General features: G+C 69.4%; 20 protein-coding genes. 15 read left to right on the top strand and 5 right to left on the bottom strand.

Annotated features, from left to right (window positions below; all coding sequences use genetic code 11):
* Positions 1–80 precede the first annotated feature (80 nt).
* Together ACTOWY_RS05380 and ACTOWY_RS05375 are read right to left on the bottom strand one after the other, a co-directional pair.
* Positions 81–1,379 carry an MFS transporter gene (locus ACTOWY_RS05380; protein ID WP_441308483.1) on the bottom strand — a complete coding sequence of 433 codons (1,299 nt, stop codon included), beginning with the start codon at positions 1,377–1,379 and terminating at the stop codon, positions 81–83.
* Between the two features lie 54 nt (positions 1,380–1,433).
* Positions 1,434–2,177, bottom strand: a complete 744-nt coding sequence (locus ACTOWY_RS05375) for a zf-HC2 domain-containing protein (RefSeq protein WP_441308828.1) — start codon at positions 2,175–2,177, stop codon at positions 1,434–1,436.
* 70 nt (positions 2,178–2,247) lie between these two features.
* Here ACTOWY_RS05375 and ACTOWY_RS05370 point away from each other — a divergent pair, with 70 nt between their 5' ends.
* From ACTOWY_RS05370 to ACTOWY_RS05360, 3 genes are all read left to right on the top strand, one after another.
* Positions 2,248–2,808, top strand: coding sequence for a sigma-70 family RNA polymerase sigma factor (locus ACTOWY_RS05370; protein WP_441308482.1), 561 nt, complete (start codon positions 2,248–2,250; stop codon positions 2,806–2,808).
* Positions 2,809–3,487: 679 nt separating this feature from the next.
* On the top strand, positions 3,488–4,735 hold the full coding sequence (locus ACTOWY_RS05365; RefSeq protein WP_441308481.1) for a cytochrome P450 family protein: 1,248 nt from the start codon (positions 3,488–3,490) through the stop codon (positions 4,733–4,735).
* 123 nt (positions 4,736–4,858) lie between these two features.
* A complete protein-coding gene (locus ACTOWY_RS05360; RefSeq protein ID WP_441308480.1) occupies positions 4,859–5,863 on the top strand; it encodes an L-tyrosine/L-tryptophan isonitrile synthase family protein in 1,005 nt (334 codons plus the stop codon).
* Here the strand turns inward: ACTOWY_RS05360 and ACTOWY_RS05355 are convergent.
* From ACTOWY_RS05355 to ACTOWY_RS05345, 3 genes are read right to left on the bottom strand one after another with little or no spacing between them, the layout of a single operon-like run.
* Positions 5,823–6,866 carry an ABC transporter ATP-binding protein gene (locus tag ACTOWY_RS05355; RefSeq protein WP_441308479.1) on the bottom strand — a complete coding sequence of 348 codons (1,044 nt, stop codon included), beginning with the start codon at positions 6,864–6,866 and terminating at the stop codon, positions 5,823–5,825. The two genes, ACTOWY_RS05360 and ACTOWY_RS05355, sit on opposite strands and share 41 nt — an antisense overlap.
* Positions 6,866–7,978, bottom strand: a complete 1,113-nt coding sequence (locus tag ACTOWY_RS05350; protein WP_441308478.1) for a FecCD family ABC transporter permease — start codon at positions 7,976–7,978, stop codon at positions 6,866–6,868. The genes ACTOWY_RS05355 and ACTOWY_RS05350 overlap by 1 nt, the downstream gene beginning before the upstream one ends.
* The gene (locus tag ACTOWY_RS05345; RefSeq protein WP_441308477.1) at positions 7,978–9,177 is read right to left on the bottom strand and encodes an ABC transporter substrate-binding protein; all 1,200 of its coding nucleotides are present in this window, start codon (positions 9,175–9,177) and stop codon (positions 7,978–7,980) included. The genes ACTOWY_RS05350 and ACTOWY_RS05345 overlap by 1 nt, the downstream gene beginning before the upstream one ends.
* A gap of 206 nt (positions 9,178–9,383) precedes the next feature.
* Here ACTOWY_RS05345 and ACTOWY_RS05340 point away from each other — a divergent pair, with 206 nt between their 5' ends.
* The 12 genes from ACTOWY_RS05340 to ACTOWY_RS05285 all read left to right on the top strand — a co-directional run bounded on the left by ACTOWY_RS05340 (position 9,384) and on the right by ACTOWY_RS05285 (position 18,647).
* Positions 9,384–9,734: a helix-turn-helix domain-containing protein gene (locus ACTOWY_RS05340; RefSeq protein ID WP_441308476.1), complete on the top strand. Its 351-nt coding sequence runs from the start codon at positions 9,384–9,386 to the stop codon at positions 9,732–9,734.
* A 16-nt stretch (positions 9,735–9,750) separates the two neighbouring features.
* Positions 9,751–10,617, top strand: a complete 867-nt coding sequence (locus ACTOWY_RS05335; RefSeq protein ID WP_441308827.1) for an ImmA/IrrE family metallo-endopeptidase — start codon at positions 9,751–9,753, stop codon at positions 10,615–10,617.
* Complete coding sequence (locus ACTOWY_RS05330; protein ID WP_441308475.1) at positions 10,614–11,234, top strand: hypothetical protein; 621 nt, start codon at positions 10,614–10,616, stop codon at positions 11,232–11,234. The genes ACTOWY_RS05335 and ACTOWY_RS05330 overlap by 4 nt, the downstream gene beginning before the upstream one ends.
* Positions 11,235–11,372: 138 nt before the next feature.
* Positions 11,373–12,425 carry a histidinol-phosphate transaminase gene (gene hisC, locus ACTOWY_RS05325; protein ID WP_441308474.1) on the top strand — a complete coding sequence of 351 codons (1,053 nt, stop codon included), beginning with the start codon at positions 11,373–11,375 and terminating at the stop codon, positions 12,423–12,425.
* Between the two features lie 4 nt (positions 12,426–12,429).
* Complete coding sequence (locus tag ACTOWY_RS05320; protein WP_441308473.1) at positions 12,430–13,464, top strand: HAD-IIA family hydrolase; 1,035 nt, start codon at positions 12,430–12,432, stop codon at positions 13,462–13,464.
* 113 nt (positions 13,465–13,577) lie between these two features.
* Entirely contained in the window at positions 13,578–14,141 is a 564-nt protein-coding gene (locus ACTOWY_RS05315; RefSeq protein WP_441308472.1) for a YbaB/EbfC family nucleoid-associated protein, read from the top strand.
* Positions 14,141–14,467 carry a hypothetical protein gene (locus tag ACTOWY_RS05310; RefSeq protein ID WP_441308471.1) on the top strand — a complete coding sequence of 109 codons (327 nt, stop codon included), beginning with the start codon at positions 14,141–14,143 and terminating at the stop codon, positions 14,465–14,467. The genes ACTOWY_RS05315 and ACTOWY_RS05310 overlap by 1 nt, the downstream gene beginning before the upstream one ends.
* Positions 14,464–15,672, top strand: coding sequence for a WXG100 family type VII secretion target (locus ACTOWY_RS05305; RefSeq protein WP_441308470.1), 1,209 nt, complete (start codon positions 14,464–14,466; stop codon positions 15,670–15,672). The genes ACTOWY_RS05310 and ACTOWY_RS05305 overlap by 4 nt, the downstream gene beginning before the upstream one ends.
* Complete coding sequence (locus ACTOWY_RS05300; protein ID WP_441308469.1) at positions 15,672–16,247, top strand: hypothetical protein; 576 nt, start codon at positions 15,672–15,674, stop codon at positions 16,245–16,247. Before ACTOWY_RS05305 ends, ACTOWY_RS05300 begins: the two co-directional genes overlap by 1 nt.
* 199 nt (positions 16,248–16,446) lie before the next feature.
* The gene (locus tag ACTOWY_RS05295; RefSeq protein WP_441308468.1) at positions 16,447–16,806 is read left to right on the top strand and encodes a hypothetical protein; all 360 of its coding nucleotides are present in this window, start codon (positions 16,447–16,449) and stop codon (positions 16,804–16,806) included.
* 25 nt (positions 16,807–16,831) lie between these two features.
* Positions 16,832–17,419, top strand: a complete 588-nt coding sequence (locus ACTOWY_RS05290) for a DUF3558 domain-containing protein (protein ID WP_441308826.1) — start codon at positions 16,832–16,834, stop codon at positions 17,417–17,419.
* Positions 17,412–18,647: a hypothetical protein gene (locus ACTOWY_RS05285; RefSeq protein WP_441308467.1), complete on the top strand. Its 1,236-nt coding sequence runs from the start codon at positions 17,412–17,414 to the stop codon at positions 18,645–18,647. The genes ACTOWY_RS05290 and ACTOWY_RS05285 overlap by 8 nt, the downstream gene beginning before the upstream one ends.
* The last annotated feature ends 12 nt before the right edge of the window (positions 18,648–18,659 follow it).

Raw genomic sequence — 18,659 nt, 5'->3', positions numbered from 1 at the left:
CTTGTTAGGTTCGCCTTAGTTGAACCACGCCCCGGTGTGCCCCGTGCGGCCCAGGCGGAACACGGCCGCCCGCACGGGCGCTAGCCGACGGCCGTGAGCACCTTGGGCCGGACCGAGAGCAACGCGGGCAGCGCGGCCACGGCGGCCAGCACGGCCAGTCCCAGGGCCAGCCGCATGCCGGGCAGGGTGTACCCGCTCATCGCCCACAGGGTGGTGGCCAGCGCCGGACCCAGGGCGAAGCCGATGCTGCGGGCGAGCTGCACGGTCGCGGACGTGGTGGCGATCTGGCTTCGGGGCGCGGCGCCCATGGCCAGGGACTGCACCGGGCCGCCGTAGAGCCCCATGCCCAGTCCGGCCGCGAACAACCGCCAGCCCAGGTCGAACGGCTGCCAGGACTCGTCCAGCGGCAGCACCAGCAGCAGTCCGGCGGCCACCACCGCCACGCCGAGCAGGCCGGTGCGGCGGGCGCCCCAGCGGTCGCCGAGCAGGCCGCCGAGCGGTCCGGCCAGCGCCATGCCCACCGGGAAGGCCAGGATGGTCAGGCCGGTGGTGGACGGATCGGCGTGCAGCACACGTTGCAGGTAGAACGGCAGGATCAGGTTCATCGCGGCGAAAGCCAGGCCCACGGCCAGCAAGGTCAGGTGCGGACCGGCCATTCCAGGGCGGCGCAACAACTCCAGCACCGCGACGCTGGTGGAACGCCTGCGCCACACCAGGAACAGCGGCACCGCGAGCAGCGACAGGGCGAGCCAGGGCAGGCCGTCGCGGGCGGCGAAGGTGACCCCGAGCAGCACCGCGGACACCGCACCCGCCACCAGCGCGGCCTCGGCCAGCCAGCTCCGGTCCGGCCACCGCAGTGGGCGATCCGCAGGGATGGCGTGCAGCCCGATTGCCAGCACCAGCAGGCAGATCGGCGTGTTCAGCAGGAACACCGCGGGCCAGCCGGAGATCTCCAGCAGCACCCCGCCCAGCGCCGGACCGGTGAGCGCGCCCAGCGGGGCGAGCGTGGCCAGCACACTCATCGCCCGCGCCCTGGCCTCCGGCCGCACCGCCCTGGCGGCCAGCGCCGGGGTCAGCGCGAGCATCAGCGCGCCGAAGCAGCCCTGCGCGATCCGCACCGCCAGCAGCAGCGCGAAATCACCACTGGCCGCCCCGGCCAGACTCATCAGCGCGAAGCCGCCGACCGCCAGCGCCAGCGCGGGCCGGGTGCCGACCCGGTCCAGCCAGCGGCCGCTGGGCAGCACCAGCGCGATCAACGGCAGCTGGTAGGCCAGCACAATCCATTGGGCCGCGCCCGGGTCGACGCCGAATTCGTGTTGCATCGTCGGTAACGCGATGTTCACGCTGTTCATCGTCAACAAGGATGTGAACGCGACCATTCCGGCGGCGAACACCAGCGACCATTGATTGCGCTGGTTAATTTCCGGCATCAATCAGGCCACATGCTGCCGGTCGCGCGCACTGGCCGCGCCCGGCCTGCCGGGATTGAGCCGGGGAATATCGGACACCGGAAACAACGGTCCGTGCGGATTGTCGTACTCCTCGTAGTCGGCCCGGTCCGCGGGAGCGGGCCGGTGCCGGGAGTCGCCGAAGCGGGCCAGCAGCACGATCAGCACCAGTCCGGCCAGTGCCACCAGGTGCGCGGCCACCCTGGTCGGCGCGACCCCGCCGCGCACCAGGTCGAGCAGGCTCACCCCGAACAGCACCACCACGAACGTGCCCAGCACCGGCACCAGACCGGCCACCTGCCGGGTGCGCAGCGCGGCCCAGCCGAAGGCCACCCCGAGCGCCAGGTTCCAGGCCGCGCTCTCGTGTGAGAGGTGGGTGGCGCCCGCGGCCAGCAGCCCGCCGCCGTGGTGGTCGCCGCCGCCGGGGCTGAGGAAGACCGACATGGCCAGGGTGACCTGGGCGATGCCGAGCAGGCCCAGCGCCCAGCGCAACGCGGCGAGCAGGCTCACCCCGCGCCGTGGCGGCAGCTCGGCCAGCACGGCCGCGACCAGGTCCGGCCCGGACTCGGCCACCCCGGTCCTGGCCAGCCGAGTGATCCGCGCTGCCCGGTCGTACCAGGCAGAACAGTCCGCGCAGGCGTCCAGGTGCGCGTCCAGCCGGGCGGCCTCGGGCGGCTCCTCGCCGTCCAGCCGGGCGGAGAGCAGCTCCTGGTAGTTCGAGCAGTCCACGTGTCTCAAGGTCGGACTGAACCCTCGTCCGGTTCCCTCCGTTCCCACTTTCGTGGTTAAAGTTCCGGCCATGGCCGATGACACCCAGATCACCGAGTGGGCGCTGGCCGCCGGCCGGGGCGACCAGGTCGCGGCCGCCGCCTTCATCCGGGCCACCCAGCGCGAGGTCTGGCGCTTCCTGGTGCACCTGGCGGGCCGGGACGAGGCGGAGGACCTCACCCAGGAGACCTTCGTCCGGGCGCTGCGCAGCGTGCACCGCTTCGCCGGCCGCAGCCACGCCCGCACCTGGCTGCTCTCCATCGCCCGCCGGGTCGCGGTGGACCAGATCCGCTCGGCGATGGCCCGGCCGCGGATCTCCGGCGGGGTCGACTGGCAGGACACCGCCGAGCGCGCCACCCCGCTCACCCCTGGCGTGGACGAGGCCGTCGCGCTCCAGCTGGCCGTGCGCGAACTGGGCGAGGACCAGCGCGCCGCGTTCGTGTTGACGCAGGTCATCGGCCTGGGCTACGCCGAGGCCGCCGAGGTCTGCGGCTGCCCGGTGGGCACCATCCGGTCCAGGGTGGCCCGCGCCCGGCAGGAGCTGGTGCTGGCCCTCGGCGAGGGGACCCGGCGCTCCGCCGCCAGCGAGTGACCGCCTGGCCGGTCGACCGGCGCTCCGGCCCGGCGCCCGGGATGCTCCGATTGCCCCATGGGGTCCGTTTCCCGATGTCGACTTTCCAAAGGCGAGAGCGCTCCCGTGTTCAGTTGGTTGACAGCTCTTGAGCGGGGTCACCCGCGGCGCTCGGTCGTATCCGACTGACTGACCTGCCGGGATGTCCGAAGGTACGACGTCCCAACGGCTCAGTGTGCATCGTTTGTCGGGCCATCCAACCTTCGTTGTAGACGTTTTCAAGGAGCGATCCAAGAATCTGAACCAGCGGCCCGGCAGTTCTGGCCGCTGCTAAGTTCCCTCAACGGATTCACTTACCGGGTTTTCGTGCTACCAAAGAGTAAAGCCGGTCGTTCAGCAAGAGCGCGGTATGCGTCCTCCTCCTCCAAGGACGCCTGCCGCCGAACGGCGCAGGCAGGACCGTGAGTACCGGCACAACAACGCCGGGGAACTCGCCATGGGCTGTTACCGACCCATGGTTGTGGACTAAAGGAGGAGCCTTGCTGCATTCGGATCACTCGCTGTGCCCCGTTCGACCGCCAACGTGCGAGCCGCCAGTGGTCAGCTCACCCACACCCCGAATCGGGTCGCGCCCTCCGCACGTCGCGCCCTGCGCCGGGTTCAGCCGCCGATGACCCACGGACACCGAGGACGGACCAAGATGGAACCGGTCTTCTTACACACGAGAGAGTTCAAACGCGACCCGTACCCGACCTACGCGCGGCTACGGGAGCAGGGCCCGGTGCACCGGGTCGCCTTCCCCAGCGGGGTGGTGGGCTGGCTGGTCACCGGCTATGACGCGGCCGTGTCCACCCTGGCCGATCCGCGCCTGTCCAAGGACCACCGCCACGGCGGTGAGCAGTGGCGACGGCTTTCCGCGAGCATGCCGGAGCCCTACCACGGCAGGCTGCAGGCGCACCTGCTGCACCAGGATCCGCCCACGCACACCAGGATGCGCAAGCACGTCACCGATTCCTTCTCCCCGCGCCGGATGGCCGCGCTGCGGGCCAAGGTGGAGCGGATCGCCGAGTCCCTGCTCGACGATGTGGTGGCCGAGGTCGCCAGGGGTGGCAGCGCGGACCTGGTCGAGCACTTCGCCGCGGAGTTCCCGTTCCTGGCGCTGAGCGAGGTGCTGGGCATCAACGCCGATTTCCGGGAGCGGTTCCAGCCGGAGTGGCGCAAGGTGGTGGCCCCGGTGGGTCCCACCGAGCCGGGCAGGCCCGCGTACCTGGCACTGCTGGAGGGGTGCCAGGACTACATCGCGGAACTGGTGGCGCACAAGCGGGAACACCCCGCCGACGACCTGCTCTCCGCACTGGTGCGAGCCGGCGACGCGGGCGATCTGGCCGATCACGAGCTGAGTTCGATGATCTTCCAGCTCTTCGCCGCCGGGCAGGAGCCGGTGACCAACCAGATCACCACCATGACCGTGGCGCTGCTGGCCCACCCGGCCGAGTTCGCCGAACTGGCCGCGCGGCCGGAACTGCTGCCCGGCGCGGTGGAGGAGCTGTACCGCTACGACGGTTCGTTCGAGATCACCACCTGGCGCTTCTTCCGCGAGGACAGCGAGTTGCACGGGGTGCCGATCCCGGCTGGCGAGTCGGTCATCGTCTCCCTGGGCGCGGCCAACCGGGACGGGCGGCGGTTCGCCGATCCCGACCGGCTGGACTTCACCCGCTCCCCGAACCCGCATGTCGCCTTCGGGCACGGCATCCACTTCTGTCCCGGCGCCGCACTGGCCCGGATCCAGGGCCAGACCGCGGTGTCCGCGCTGATCCGCCGCCTGCCGGGGCTGCGGCTGGCGGTGGCCGCCGAGGACCTGGAGTGGATCCAGGCCGTGCTGGGCCGAGGGGTGGCCCGGCTGCCGGTGACCTTCGAGCCGGCGCAGGCCCAGCCCGCGTTCGCCTGAAACCAACGATCTTCGCCGGGCCGTGACGCCCGGTGGCCTTGTCCGACAACCACATTCCCCTCATCTCGCCGGGCGCGCACCCGGTGCGATGGGCGCTGTACGCAGCATGCCTGGAGGCACGCCATGAGTCCCACCACGACCATTTCCACTACCCAGTCCGCGCCTGTCGGCGCCGATCGCGCCGGAGTCGACCAGGTCGGCGACGTGACCGGCACCTGCGAGTCGATCCTGCGGATCCTGTTGCCGTACCGGCGCGCGGAGTCCGAGGACACCTATACCGACAGCGAGGTCGGCACCGCCTTCGCCGAGCAGCTCTCCCAGCTCCGCGAGTTCGTCGCCGCCGGTGAGCCGATCATGTTCACGCTGCCGGCCTTCCCGTGCAAATCACCCAACACCGACAAGGTGTTCGGCCACCTGCCCGACCTCGGCGAGCTGCTCTCGCTGCGTTTCCTGCACGGGCTGACCGAGCGGGTCCGCGAGGTCTACCCGCCCGGCGCGCGGATGCTGATCTGCTCCGACGGGCACGTCTTCGGCGACCTGATCAAGGTGCCGGACCAGCACATCGACGAGTACGCCGAGACCCTGCGGCAGATGATCACCTGGGGCGGCTTCGACTCGATCGACACCTTCAGCCTGGAGAACGTCTACGGGGACGCGGGATTCGAGGAGAAGCGGCGCATCCTCACCGCGGAGTTCGCCGAGTCGGAGGAGTCGCTGCGGGAGGAGGTCCGCGCGGGCGGCAAGGCGTTGCGGCTCTACCGCGGCATCACCCGGTTCCTGGTCGAGGACGCCGGTGACTTCGACGGCACCAAGTCGGCGCTGCAGCGGGAATGCCGCCAGCGCGCCTACGGGGTGATCCAGCGCAGCCGGGCCTGGGGCGACCTGATCGCCAAGTACCACGCCAAGCAGGTCCGGCTCTCCATCCACCCGCAGCCGGTGGGCGGGCCCAAGTTCGGCATCATGCTGCTCGGTTCGCCGGACTGCTGGCTGACCCCGTGGCACTCGGTGGCCGTGCAGCAGCGCGGGGAACGCAACTACACCCTGATGAAGCGGATCGACGCGGCCAAGGTGGGCGAGCCGGTGCACCTCAACGGTCGTCCGTCGCATTACGTGGCGGTGTCCGCCTGACCGTGTCCACGACCCCGGCGAGGCAGTCGTGCTCGCTGTTCCCCGCGGTCGTGGACACCTTCCAGCGGTGGCCGTCGGCGGTGCGGTGCCAGCCCACCTCCACCTCGGCCACCGCGGCCGTGTCGTCGATCCGGTAGCCGCAGCGTTGCAGCGCCCGCCGGGTCCACACCTCGGTCAGCTCGTCACCCGCGCCGGTGACCCTTGCCGTGCCGTGGGTTTCGGTGCGCACCTGAAATCCACCGGCGAGTGGGTCGAAGGTGTGGTCGCGGCCGCCGAAGGCCCGTTCCAGGACACCGTCCAGGACCAGGTCCTCCGGCGCGCCCGCGATCACGCGCCCGCCGGGCAGCACCAGCCACACCACGTCGGCGTTGCGCAGCGCCAGTTCCACGTCGTGGGTGGACAACAGGACCGCCAGCCGGGTGGCCCGGCCCAGGCCGCGCAGCATCGCGGTCAGCTCGGCTCGCCGCGGCGCGTCGAGGAACGCGGTGGGCTCGTCCAGCAGCAGCACGTCCGGCTGCTGGGCGAGCGCCCGCGCGACCATCAGCCGCTGCCGTTCGCCGTCGCTCAGCTCGTCCAGCATCCGCTCGGCCAGTGATTCCGCCCCGGCAAGCTGAAGTGCTTCCCGCACAATGACTTTGTCCGCCGCGCTGAGTGTGCCGGACCAGCCGGTGTAGGGCGCGCGGCCGAGTTCGACCAGGTCGATCCCGCGCAGGTTGCCGACCTGGATCCGGGTGGTGAGCACCACGGCCAGCCGCCGTGCCCGCTCCACTCTGGACAGTCCGGTCAGCGGGACCCCGGTGAGGTCGACGGATCCGGCCAGCGGCGGCTGCATCCCGGCCAGGGTGCGCATCAGGGTGGACTTGCCGGTGCCGTTGACCCCGAGCAGGCACACGAGTTCTCCGGCGCGCAGACCGAGGTCCACTTCGGACAGTACCGTCCTGTTCCGGCGGCGGACCCGGTAGCCGACGGCGAGTCCGTTGGCACGCAACACCTCTGGCTGCATCACACCTCCAGTCCGCGGCCGCCGCGGCCCAGTCGCACCAGCACCCAGGTGACCACCGGCGCGCCCAGCAGGGCGAGGGTGGTGTTCAGCGGTAGCACCGCCTCGCTGCCCGGCAGCTGGCTCAGGATGCTGGCGGCCACCGCGATGGTGGCGCCCAGCACGGCCGCGCCGGGGATCAGGTAGCGGTGGTCGGCGGTGCGCAGCAGGCCGCGGGCCAGATGCGGGGCGGCGATGCCGAGGAAGGCGATCGGCCCGGCGTGCGCGGTGACCGCCCCGGCCAGCAGCGCGGCCCCGGCCATCAGCGTCCAGCGGAAGGCCCGCACGGACACCCCGAGCGATTCGGCGTAGCCCTCGCCGAGCAGGAACAGGTTGAGCCGCTTGACCGAGAGCACCGCGAGCAGGAGTCCGGCCAGCACCATGCCCGCCAGCACCGGCAGGGCCTGCCAGGTGACGCTCTGGAAACTGCCAGCGCTCCAGTCGGTGAAGGTCTTCACCGCCTCGGGCTGGGCGTAGTAGACCAGCATGTCGACCATGGCCAGCACAAACGCGTTGACCATCACGCCGATCACGATGACGATCACGGTGCTCCGGATCAGCGCGGCCACCAGCAGCATCACCGCCATCACCGCGGCGGCCCCGAGCGCGGCCGCGGTGACCGTGCCCAGTCCCTCCATTGTGGACAGTGCGACGCCACCGGTGAGCGCGCTGCCGCCGCCGAGCAGCACCAGACTGACGCCGAAACTGGCCCCCGCGTTGACCCCCAGCAGGTGCGGATCGGCGAGGGGGTTGCGGAACAGGGTCTGCATCTTCAGCCCGGCCACGCCCAGCGCGGCCCCGGCGAGCAGTCCGGTCAGCGCGCGCGGGATGCGGATCTCGGTGACGATGAACGCCCAGGACGCGGTTTCCGTTGGCTCGCCGAGGATCGCGCGCACCACGTCGGGCACCGGGATGCGCACCGAGCCAAGGCTGACCGCGAGCACGGCGAGCAGGACGGCGACGCCGCCGAGCCCGGCCAGCAGCGCGACCCGCCACCCAGCCCGAACGGGAACCCGGGCTGGCTGGGGGGCGGCTGTGGGTGGGATCTCGGTGCCCGGCAGCGTCGCCTGGCTCATCAGCCGGCCTCGATCCGGCGGAGGAAGGCCAGCTGGTGACCGGGCTGGATCTCCGGATGCAGCACGCTGACCAGATCGGCCAGCAGCTTGTCCGGGTTGACCAGCCCGGCGGCCGCGTACACCCGCGGATCGGCCCGGTCGATGCCCTTGCCGCTGGTCAGCGCGGTGATCCGGCTCAGCCGCGGTTCGGCTTCGAGGATCTTCTTCACGGTCATGCCCTTGCCGACGAAGTCCGGCCGGAACCAGAACTCCGCGCTCGCGCCCTGCTCGATCATGGTCTCCATCGGCAGCCGCTGCAGGGCCTTGCCGGGCAGGTCGAACACGGTGCGCCCGCCGGCGTCACGCACCAGGGTCGGTTCCAGGTAGTCGTGCTGCGGGGCCAGGAAGTCCCGGCCGTGCCCGTTGATGCCCACCAGCACCGAGGGTTTCCCTTGCGCGGCAGTGGCTTTCGCGCTCAGCTCGCGGTAGCGGGTGTGCACCCCGGTGTAGTGCGCGTTCGCCTTGGCCTCGGAGTTGGTGAACAGCGACAGGAATTTCACCGCTTCCGCGCTGCCCAGCGGCGGCTCGTTGAACGGGTCGTAGAAGACCACGCCGACCCCGCCCTGGCCGAGTTTGTCGAAGCGCGCCTTGTCCCCGCTGGCGGCGAACATGACCTCCGGCCCGAGGTTGAGCACCCGCTCGGTGTCCAGCTTGTCGCCGTGCCCGACCCCGATCGCGGTCTTGTCCACGATCCGCTTGCTGACCCGCGGCAGGTGGATCGGCGCGGTGTCGGTATTGGGGAACTCGCCGTACCCGGCCAGCACCTCCGGCGCGAGCACCTCGAACGCGCCGAGCAGGGTGGCCGGATTGTCGATGGCCTTGCGCACCGGCACCCGGATCGCGGTGGCCCCGGCGAGGTCCCCGGCCAGCTCGGGTTTCGGGGTCCCGCACTGGTAGAGCACGTAGCTGCGCGGCGCGGTGTCGTTCTGCTCCAGGCTGGTCTTCGGCCCGGCGTTGACCTTGAGCAGCTTGTAGTGCTGCCGGTACTCCACCCGCCACTGCGTCGAGACCTGCGCACTCACCTTGTCCGGGAAGTAGTCCCGCCCGGCCTCGTAGTCCCGCGCACACCCCGCGTCCCCTGGTTCGGCCGCCGGAGCGCCCGCGCAGGCGCCCAGGAGCAACAGGCTGGTGGCGGCCAGCGCGAGGGACAAGCGGGGCATGCGTGACTCCTGGAGGTGCGGCATCGGCTCTCGATGGTGATAGTCGGGCCGGGACCGGATTCAGTTCCCCGGAGTTCACCGGACCTCGATCGGAGTTGATCCGGTGGTGCGCGGTCAGCCGGGTGATCGTCGGGAACTGGCCGCCCTGGCGCTGTGCGGCATATTTCGCTACCCTGAATCAGCTAGCCTGATCATGATTCAGTCCGATGGGGGTGGTCACGATGACAACGGATGCCGGAGCGCGCATTGAGCGCGCCCGCGTTGCCGCGGGCTTGAGTCAACGCGCCCTTGCGGATGCGACTGGCATCTCGCAACCCACGTTGTCGCGGATCATCTCCGGGGACAGGTCGGCGAAGATGCCCGAGGTGGTGGCGATCGCCTGGGCGACGGGGCACACCGTCGCCCAGCTCGCCGAGGACGGATCGGTGGCCGACCGCGTGCAATGCGTCGCGCGCGCGACCAGTGATTCAGGTATGGAAGGTATGCGTGAAGCGTTGCTGCACTTTGTGGAACTGGACGCCTACCTCGATGACCAGGCCATCCCGGCCACCGTCTGAGGCGAGTTAGTTGATCGTGAACGCCGAGGCTGAAGGGCGTACCGCCGCCGCACGGTTCCGCCGGGACCACCATCTTGGCGTGCAGCCACTGGGTGACCTGGTGGCCATCATCGAGCAGGCGACCGACATCGACGTCGCGGTACTCGATGCCGGCCCCGATGAACATGGCCTGACGATGCGGGATCCTGCCCGCGATGCCGTGTTCATCGGCGTCGCACGTACCCAGAACCCGATGAGACAACGCAGCACACTGGCTCATGAACTCGGCCACGTGCTTTTCGCTGACTGGGCTGACGGTTGTGCGGGCAACTGGAGTGACCGAAGCCCGTCGGAGATTCGGGCTGACGCTTTCGCCCGGCACCTGCTGGTGCCAGTCGAGGGCTTGCGTGAGCTTCTGGGTGACCGAGGTTTCGTGACCCAATCCATCCTCTCCGAGGTTGTTCAGCGATTCCTGGTGTCACCCCAGATCGCCGCAATCGCTCTACAGCAAGCCCAGTACATCGATGAAGGAACCAAACTGGAGTGGATGGCGCTCACCGCGCCGAAACTGGCTGCCAGGTTCGGCTGGAGCGATCAGTACCGGGCATTGCGGGCCGACTCTGATCAGCGGAGGGCGCCGCAGCGTTTGCTGGCTCGCGCGATCAACGGTTACGCGGAGGGGGTGCTGTCCGCGCAGGCGATCGCCACCTTGCGCGGCATCACGCTGGAGGCCGCTGAGGCCGACTTGCGTGAGGCAGGTGTAGTCCCAGTTGACCGACCGGTCGTGTGGGCCGACCCCGCCGAATTGCCCGACGTGGACGTGGATCTTGCTGCCTTGGCCGCGGACCTGGACGCGCCGGACGATGATGGTGATCCGCCGACAGCGGAGCCAGTCTCGGGATGAGCCATCGACCAATCATCGACGCTGGGCCCGGTCTCAATTTCTTCGCCATTAACCAGGAACGTCTCCTCATCAGCATCCTTGGCAAGCTCAGCGCCCCGGAGACAGTGGCAGCAGAGGTGCTCCGCAAGTCTCGGCAGGATGAACGTTTCAGCAGCGCTGCCAAGGTCTGGCGCACACTGACGCCCACCTGGATGCAGGTACTGTCCGATCGGCAGACACCCGAACTCGCCGCTGCCGTCCACCGGATCACCCGCCAGTCCATGGAACAACGGCTGAGACACCCGAAGGACCTGGGTGAGACGATGGTCATCGCGCATGCGGTCGTCGCAGCCGAAGCCGGCGATACGGTGACAGTTCTCATCGACGATGGTTCCGGGGCGCGAATCGCCAGCGCGGAAATCAACCGACTCAACCGGGTCCGCGTCAGCGGTAAGGCGGTGGGGTCGATCAAGCTGGTGAACACGCTGACTGTCCTGGAGCGCGCGGCAGGCGGTCCTCAACTACCGGACAAGTCCGATATGCGCGCCATTTACGCTCGCCTGCGCGGTCTTGATGATGGCCTGCCTCCGATCGAGGCGACCAGGCTCCTGGCCGCCGCGCTCTGGCCCCGGCGCTGAGCCTGATCGTCCCCGGATGGCTCCATGACCGGGAAGTGTCCGCATGTCGACGCACTGTGACGCGGAACGCAGCCAGCACTGCTTCGGGCGACCTACGCGCTATTCCTTCTGCCTGGTCAGCGATGTAAGGATGCGGATATGCCCGTGCGAGTCAGAGCCGACCTTGCCGCCATGCCCGACTACGTACCCGGCCGGAAGATCGCCGGGGCGATCAACCTGGCCAGCAACGAGGTCTCCTATCCGCCGCCAGCCGCGATCGTGGCCGCGGTCGCCGAGGCCGCCGCCTCGGTGCACCGGTACCCGGCGATGGGCAGTGACGACCTGGCGCAGCGGGTGGCCGCGATCAACGGCGTCGACCCATCGCAGGTCGCGATCGGCTGCGGCTCGGTGGCGCTGTGCCAGCAGCTGGTGCAGGCGCTGTGCACCGCCGAGGACGAGGTGCTCTTCGCCTGGCGCTCCTTCGAGGCGTACCCGATCGTCACCCAGGTGGTCGGCGCGGTCCGGCACACCGTGCCGCTGGCCGCCGGGCACCGGCACGACCTGGCCGCCAGCCTGGAAGCGATCAACGAGCGGACCAAACTGATCTTCGTGAGCAACCCGCTCAACCCGACCGGCACCGCCCTGCGCAAGGCCGAGCTGGTGGACTTCCTGGACCGGGTGCCCGAGGACGTGCTGGTGGTGCTGGACGAGGCCTACCGCGAGTTCGTCACCGACCCGGATGTGCCGGACGGCCTGGAACTGGCCCGCGGCAGGCAGAACGTGGCCGTGCTGCGCACCTTCTCCAAGGCCTACGGACTGGCCGGGTCCCGGGTCGGTTTCTGCGTGGCCTCGCCGGAGGTCGCCGGTGGCGTGCGCAAGGTGGCCATTCCCTTCTCCGTCAACCGGTTCGCGCACGCCGCCGCGCTCGCCTCGCTGGATGTGGAGGACGAGCTGATGGCGCGCTGCCGCCTCATCTCGGCCGAACGCGACCGGGTCCGGGACGAGCTGATCAAGAGCGGTTTCGAGGTGCCGGAGTCGCAGGCCAACTTCGTCTGGCTGCCGCTGGGCGAGCGCGCGGCCGCGTTCAACGAGCACTGCATCGAGCAGAAGGTGGTGCTGCGCTGCTTCGCCGGGGACGGCGTGCGGGTCACCATCGGCACGCCCGAGGAGAACGAGGCGATGCTCGCCGCGGCCCGCACCTTCCCGGGCTGACGCGATGCGGGTCCTGCGAGGCAGCGCGACGCCCCTGGCGCAGCGCTACCGCACCGCACTGCTGGACCTGGACGGCGTGGTCTACCGCGGCTCGGTCGCGGTCGACCACGCCGCGCAGGCCCTCACCGAGGCGCGCCGCCACGCCCTGCGGACCCTGTTCGTCACCAACAACGCCTCCCGCACCCCGGCCGAGGTGGCCACCCTGATCAGCGGTTTCGGCCTGCCGGTCGAACCCGACGAGGTGGTCACCTCCGCCCAGGCCGCCGCCAGGCTGGCCGCGGACCAGGTCCCGCCCGGCTCGCCGGTGCTGATCGTGGGCGGCCCCTCGCTGGAGATCGCGCTCACCGAGGTGGGCCTGCGCCCGGTCCGCTCGGCCACCGACAACCCGGCCGCGGTGGTCCAGGGCTTCGCCCCGGACGTGGACTGGCGCCAGCTCGCCGAAGCCTCCTACGCGGTGGCCACCGGCATCCCGTGGATCGTGTCCAACATGGACCTCGCGGTGCCCAGGGAGGGCGGCATCGCCCCCGGCAACGGCGCCCTGGCCACCGCGGTCCGCCTGGCCACCGGCAAGGATCCGCTGGTCGCCGGCAAACCACAGCAGGCCATCTTCGCCGAGTCCATCCGCCGCAGCGAGGGCCCGCACCTGGTCGTCGGCGACGGTCTGATCACCGACATCGAGGGCGCCAACGCCAGCGGCCTGGACAGCCTGCTGGTGCTCACCGGCGTCACCACCGTCCGCGCCCTGGCCACCGCCCCGCCCCAGCACCGCCCCACCTACCTCGCCGCCGACCTCCGCGGCCTGCTGCACCCACACGCGGACCTGAGCACCACCGGCACCACCGTCCACTGTGGAACCTGGACCGCCAGGGCAGACCACGGCGAACTCCACCTCACCACCACCGACCCCGCCAACCTGGTCGACGGCGCCAGAGCCCTGTGCGCCACCGCCTGGCTGACCGCGGACTCCGAAGTGGACTGTGCCATCGAGCCCGCCCTCGACCACTGGACCGCCCTGGGCGACAACCCTCGCGCCGCCTGACCCGGCCGAGGTAAAACAGCACGATTCCCACCACGACCGCCGACTGCTCCTGCTACGTTCCGAACAGCGCTGGGGGGCGACTGCACACACGGGCGAGCGCAGGGGGAACACACATGTCGACCGAATTCGACGACCTGGTGGCCGAGTTCGAACGGTTCCAGGAACACGGCCGCAAAGCCGAACAACGACTGGCCGCCTACGACGGCATGCGCGAGGAAATAGCCGCCGTCGAAGCCACCGCCACCTCTCCTGACCGCTCGGTCACGGTCACCGCGGGTCCAGGTGGGGCCATCAAGAACCTCCAGTTCACCGAGGAAGCCCTCCGCCGAGGCCCGCAGGCCCTGGCCGCCACGGTGATGGCCACCATCCAGACCGCCGTCGCGGAGGGCGCCCGCCGCCAGGCGGAAACCGTCCAACGCTACGTCGGCGACGACCTCAACGTGCTGGACCAGGTCCTGGAAACCCAGGCCGAGATGCTGGGCGTCCCGGTCGAGCAGCTCCGCGCGATCACTTCCGCGCCACCGGTTGCCCGGCGTGCCGCCGAGGAGGAGGACTTCGCGGATCGGGAGTTCCTCAGCGACAAGCCAGGCTCGGCCCGCGCGCAGGCCCCGCCACCACCGCCGGTGAGTCAGGGGGAGGAGTTCCTCCGCAAGCTGTATGACGGGGAGGATCACTGATGAGCGGCAAGCTGCGGACGAATCTGGCCGCGATTGACGGGTGTGCGGGGAAGGTCAAGGGGCTGGCCGGCAAGGCGGACGCCTTCGAGGGCAAACTGGCCGGAGTCGAGGTGCCCGAACTGGCCTGGGGCCTGATCGGGCAGCCGCTCGCGCTCTTCTACCGCCCGATGGTCGCCGACTTCCGCGACTTCCTGCGTCAGCTGGCCGAGGGCACCGGCAACGCGGCGGAGAAACTCGGTGAATGCGCCGCCGCCTACCGCGAGGCCGACGAGTCGGCCCAGCAGACGGCCAAGCAGCTCAAGGGGAAGCTGGGTGGGTCGCGATGAGTACCCCTGGCTACTGGGAGGGCACCGTCGCCCCGAACCTGCCCGCGGGCCTGGGCAGTGCGGTCAAGCTCGCGGACAAGGTCAACAAGCTCGACTTCACCAAGGACGCGGTCACGGTCGGCATCGAGGTCTCGGCGGTCGCCGCCGACGCCACGAGCCTGGTCAGCTCCTGCGTCGGCACCGCCGTGAGCGCGGCCGCTGATCCACTCGGCTGGCTGATCAACCAGGGCCTGGGCTTCCTGATCAACATCTGCACGCCGCTGAAACAGGCCATCCAGCTCGTCTCCGGCAACTCGGAGGCGCTGGCGAAATCCGCGCAGGGCTTCGCTGACCTGGGCAAGGAGATCGTCGGCCTGGGCAAGGAACTGAGCGCCACCCTGAAGGAAGACCTCAAGGACTGGCAGGGCACCGCCGCCGACGCGGCCCGGACCCGGATGGCCGGATTTCTGGCAGGGGTGGCGGGCGCCGCTGACAAGGCGGGTGACATCGGCGGTCTGCTCCAGATCTTCAGCATGGTCATCAAGGTGGTGGAGGAGTTCATCCGAGGGTTGCTGGCCGACCTGATCGAGTGGCTGATCATCACCTGGCTCGCCGCACTGGCCACCGCACCGATCACCCTCGGTGGTTCCACGGCCGTGGCCAGCGGGGTGACCGCCTACAAGGTCGCCAGCACCACGGTGAAAACCACCCAGAAGGTGACCAGGCTCAGCAAACTGATCAACAAGATCAAGGCGCTGCTCGCCAAGCTCCAGGGCTGGCTGAAGAACTCCAGGATCGGCCAGGAGTTCATGAACACCGCCTCCGGCAAGGGCGGCAAGGGGCTGGAGAAGATCCAGGACTCGGCGCTGGCCAAGGCCACGGACAAGGTCAACAAGAAGCTGCCGGAAAGCGCCCAACGGGAACTCACCCGGGAGGAGTTCCGCAAGACGCTGGAGCAGAGCAGCACCTCGACCCTGGGGGCGGTGCGGGCCGGTCTCGGTCAGAAGGTCGGCGAGTCGCTCAAGGAACAGACCAAGAAGATCGTCGGGATGGACAGGGTCAAGACGGGGTTCGACTCGGAGGGCAAGCCGACGGACATGGTCGATCCAAGCAAGATCGCCGGCAAGGCGGCGGGCTACGCCAAGGACGGAAAGAAGGCCCTTGACCATTCCAGCCAGGGGACTGATCAGGATGAGGACAAGACGCGGCGGGATCTTGATCTCTGATGGAGCTGGAGTTGCTGCTGGCCATACTGGTCGGCGTTGTCCCGGTGTTCGGCCCGGCGGCCTGGATGTTCGTGCACACGATGCGGGCCGAGGCATTCCGCAAGTTTCACCTGCGCTGGCTGGCGAAGAAGCACGGCTGGAAGTACAAGGTCTCGCAGTTCGTTTCCGCGGAGCGGGAGACCATCCGGTTCTCCGGCGGGTATCGGAGCCAGCGCTTCCGGTGTCGGGAAGTGCGTAATACCGACGGTGACTCCGGGGAGTCCTTCAAGGTCTCGATGGAGTTTCCCGGGTTCGGCCATCTTCCGGACTGCGAGATCCGCTATCACCGGATCCGGTGCCGGGTTGAGGTGTGGCGCGGGGATGCCCGGATCCTCACCGAGACGGATCTGCGCTGGTGGATGCTGCGCCGGCCGGTCACCTCGTGTCATGTGGAGGTGACTGACGGGGTGTTGCGCGCGAAGTGGGGATACCAGTTCCACGGCGGTGTGTTCCGGCGCAAGTTCGCCTTCCTGCTGGGAGTGGCCAAGCGGCTAGAACAGGTGGCTGGCACCTCCTCACCGGGATCGGAGATATGACTGGAGAGGCACGCCCATGACAAATCGTGTTGGTGCATTGCCGGGAAGTTGGTGCGATGTGCCGTTCGGGTGGGAGTGTGGCCACAACCGTGGCTCGCAAGTCTGATTTTTGCCACTGCGTACCGCTTTTCTTGCTACCGTCTGCACTGCGCTGGGGGGCGACGGTGGGTGAGCAGGCGAGCGCAGGGGGTGTTCTACGATGGGTGGCCGACAGGTCGACATCGATTTCGGGGGCGGCGGCCGGTTCCGCGTCGAGGTCGCGAACCTGCTGGAGATGATCAAGCGGTTCGAGGGGGTGAAGCGGATGGCTCGTCAGGCGAACGCCCTGGCCAGGCAAACTGCCGTTGATCGGACGCCACCCGGCGAGGATCCGTTCAGTTCTCAGGCGATCGACGCGATCTGCGAGAAGGCGTCAGACGCCGATGGTTGTCACGGAAAGGCGAACCAGGCGTATCAGGACGAGATTCAGAAGACGATCGACATGCTCTGGTCGACATACAACCAGTACGCGACCAGCGAGGAGCGCAGCCGTGCCACCCTGGACAAGTCGAAGGGCTGACTCAGTGCTTTCTCGTTCGACCAAGATGGTGCTGGCTGGAGTCGTGGGGGCGGTCCTGCTGACCGGATGCGGACCGTCGAACCCGGGGCCCACAGGTACGGCTCAGCCGACTTCAAGTAGAGCCGGAAGCGGTGCGCCTCCGCTCGCCCAGCCGGAGCTCGACACCGGCCGGTTCAAGGGGAGTCCATGTGGGCTGTTGACTGCTGGTCAGAGCGCACAGGTTGCCAGCGGCGTGGTTGGCGAGGTGTGGCCGGAGAGCATTCTGGGGCCGTCCTGTCAATGGGACGCGGGTAGCAAGCCTGGAGGGCTCTATTTCTCGGTGACGATCAACACCAAGTCGGGCGGACTGGATGGGATCTACGAGATGCGGTCAGGTGCCAGGGTGTTCGAGTCGACGCAGGTCGGGGCCTATCCGGCGGTCGTGACCATGCCTGAGGATCTTCGTGACCGTGGGCAGTGTGTGTTGGAAACCGCGGTTGCGAAAGCGGTCACGATCAGGGTCGATTTGACGCTGAACGGCGGAACGCACAAGCCCGCCGACTACGCGACCCCGTGTCCGAGGGCGGTCAAGATTTCCGAGTTGGTGTTGGAGACGCTCAAGGGCGGTGGCTGAGATGGGCTTCCTCGACAAGGTCGGCGAGGTCGCCAGCGGTGCCTGGCAGGGCGTCAAGGACGGCTACAACTGGGCGATGGGGAATGTGCGTCCCGCCGGTCACGGTGGTGATCAGATTTACCAGTGGTTCCACCAGGGCAAGGGCACCGAGCCCACGGTGAGTCCCAAGCAAAAGCTGTGGGGCGATGTGGCGCGCAAATACGACGATATGCAGCGTGAGGTCGAGGCGATCCTGCGGGACTTCGGCTCCTGGCAGGGAAAGGCCGCGGATACCGCGCGGGAATCCGTCCTGCCACTGGCGAAGTACGCGGAAGCGGCCAAACAGGTGGCCGAGCAGACCGGGGGGAAGGTCGGCAACCAGGGCAACGACTGGCATGGGGCCAAGCACAAGCTCCGGCCGGTGTCCGGCGAGATGCCGCAGAACAACATTATCAACCGGCTCACCCCTGGTGAGACCGATCTGGATCGCGACATTCAGAAGTTCAAGTCCGACACCAGCCACAACCAGGTGGTGCTCGCGGGGTACGGCGTTGCCACCAACGGCAACCTGACCACCATGCCGTCCTGGGCGCCGCCTGCCACCGCGACGGGTGACACCTCGCTGGTCCAGACCCCGCCAGGTGGTGGCGGGGGATCCGACCGGGGACGGGATCCGGGGCGCGGTGGCATCCGTCCTGGCGGCAGTGGGTCCTGGCCCGGCGGTCAGGGCCGTACCGGAGTGGACCAGCCACCCCGTGGCGGCGACCTGCCACCCGGTGGTCGCGGTGACCAGCCACCGCCGGGAGGCGGCACCGACCTGCCGCCCGGGGGTGGGCCGGTTCAGCGGCCAGCACCGATTGATGGCACCCCGGTGCAGTCCGTTGAGGACCCGGTCCGGCCGCCCGGTGGTGGCGGCCAGTACGGCGGCGGTGGACTTGGCGGCGGTGGCGCAGGCGGTGCTGGTTACGGCGGCGGGTTCGCGGGCGCTGGGTTCGGACCTGGCGGCAGCGGCGGCGGTTCTGGCGGCCGGGCCGGGGTTGGGGGTTTCGGGCCGACCGGTACCGCGGGGGCGGCGGCAACGGCTGGGCGCCCCGGTGCCCCGGGCATGGGCGCTGGGCCGATGGGTGGCGGCGCGGGGGCTCGGGGCGAGGAGGACAAGGAACATCAGCGGCCGGACTGGCTGGTGGAGTCCGAGGAGTTCTGGGGCATCGACGGTTACGTCGCGCCTCCGGTCATCGGTGAGTCCTGAGCAGCACCAAGC

The sequence above is a fragment of the Crossiella sp. CA198 genome (genome assembly GCF_052078295.1).
In the GTDB taxonomy this organism is placed as follows: Bacteria; Actinomycetota; Actinomycetes; order Mycobacteriales; family Pseudonocardiaceae; genus Crossiella.
The sequence above is the reverse complement of the archived record's forward strand: the minus strand, read 5'-3'. Positions and strand labels throughout refer to the sequence as shown.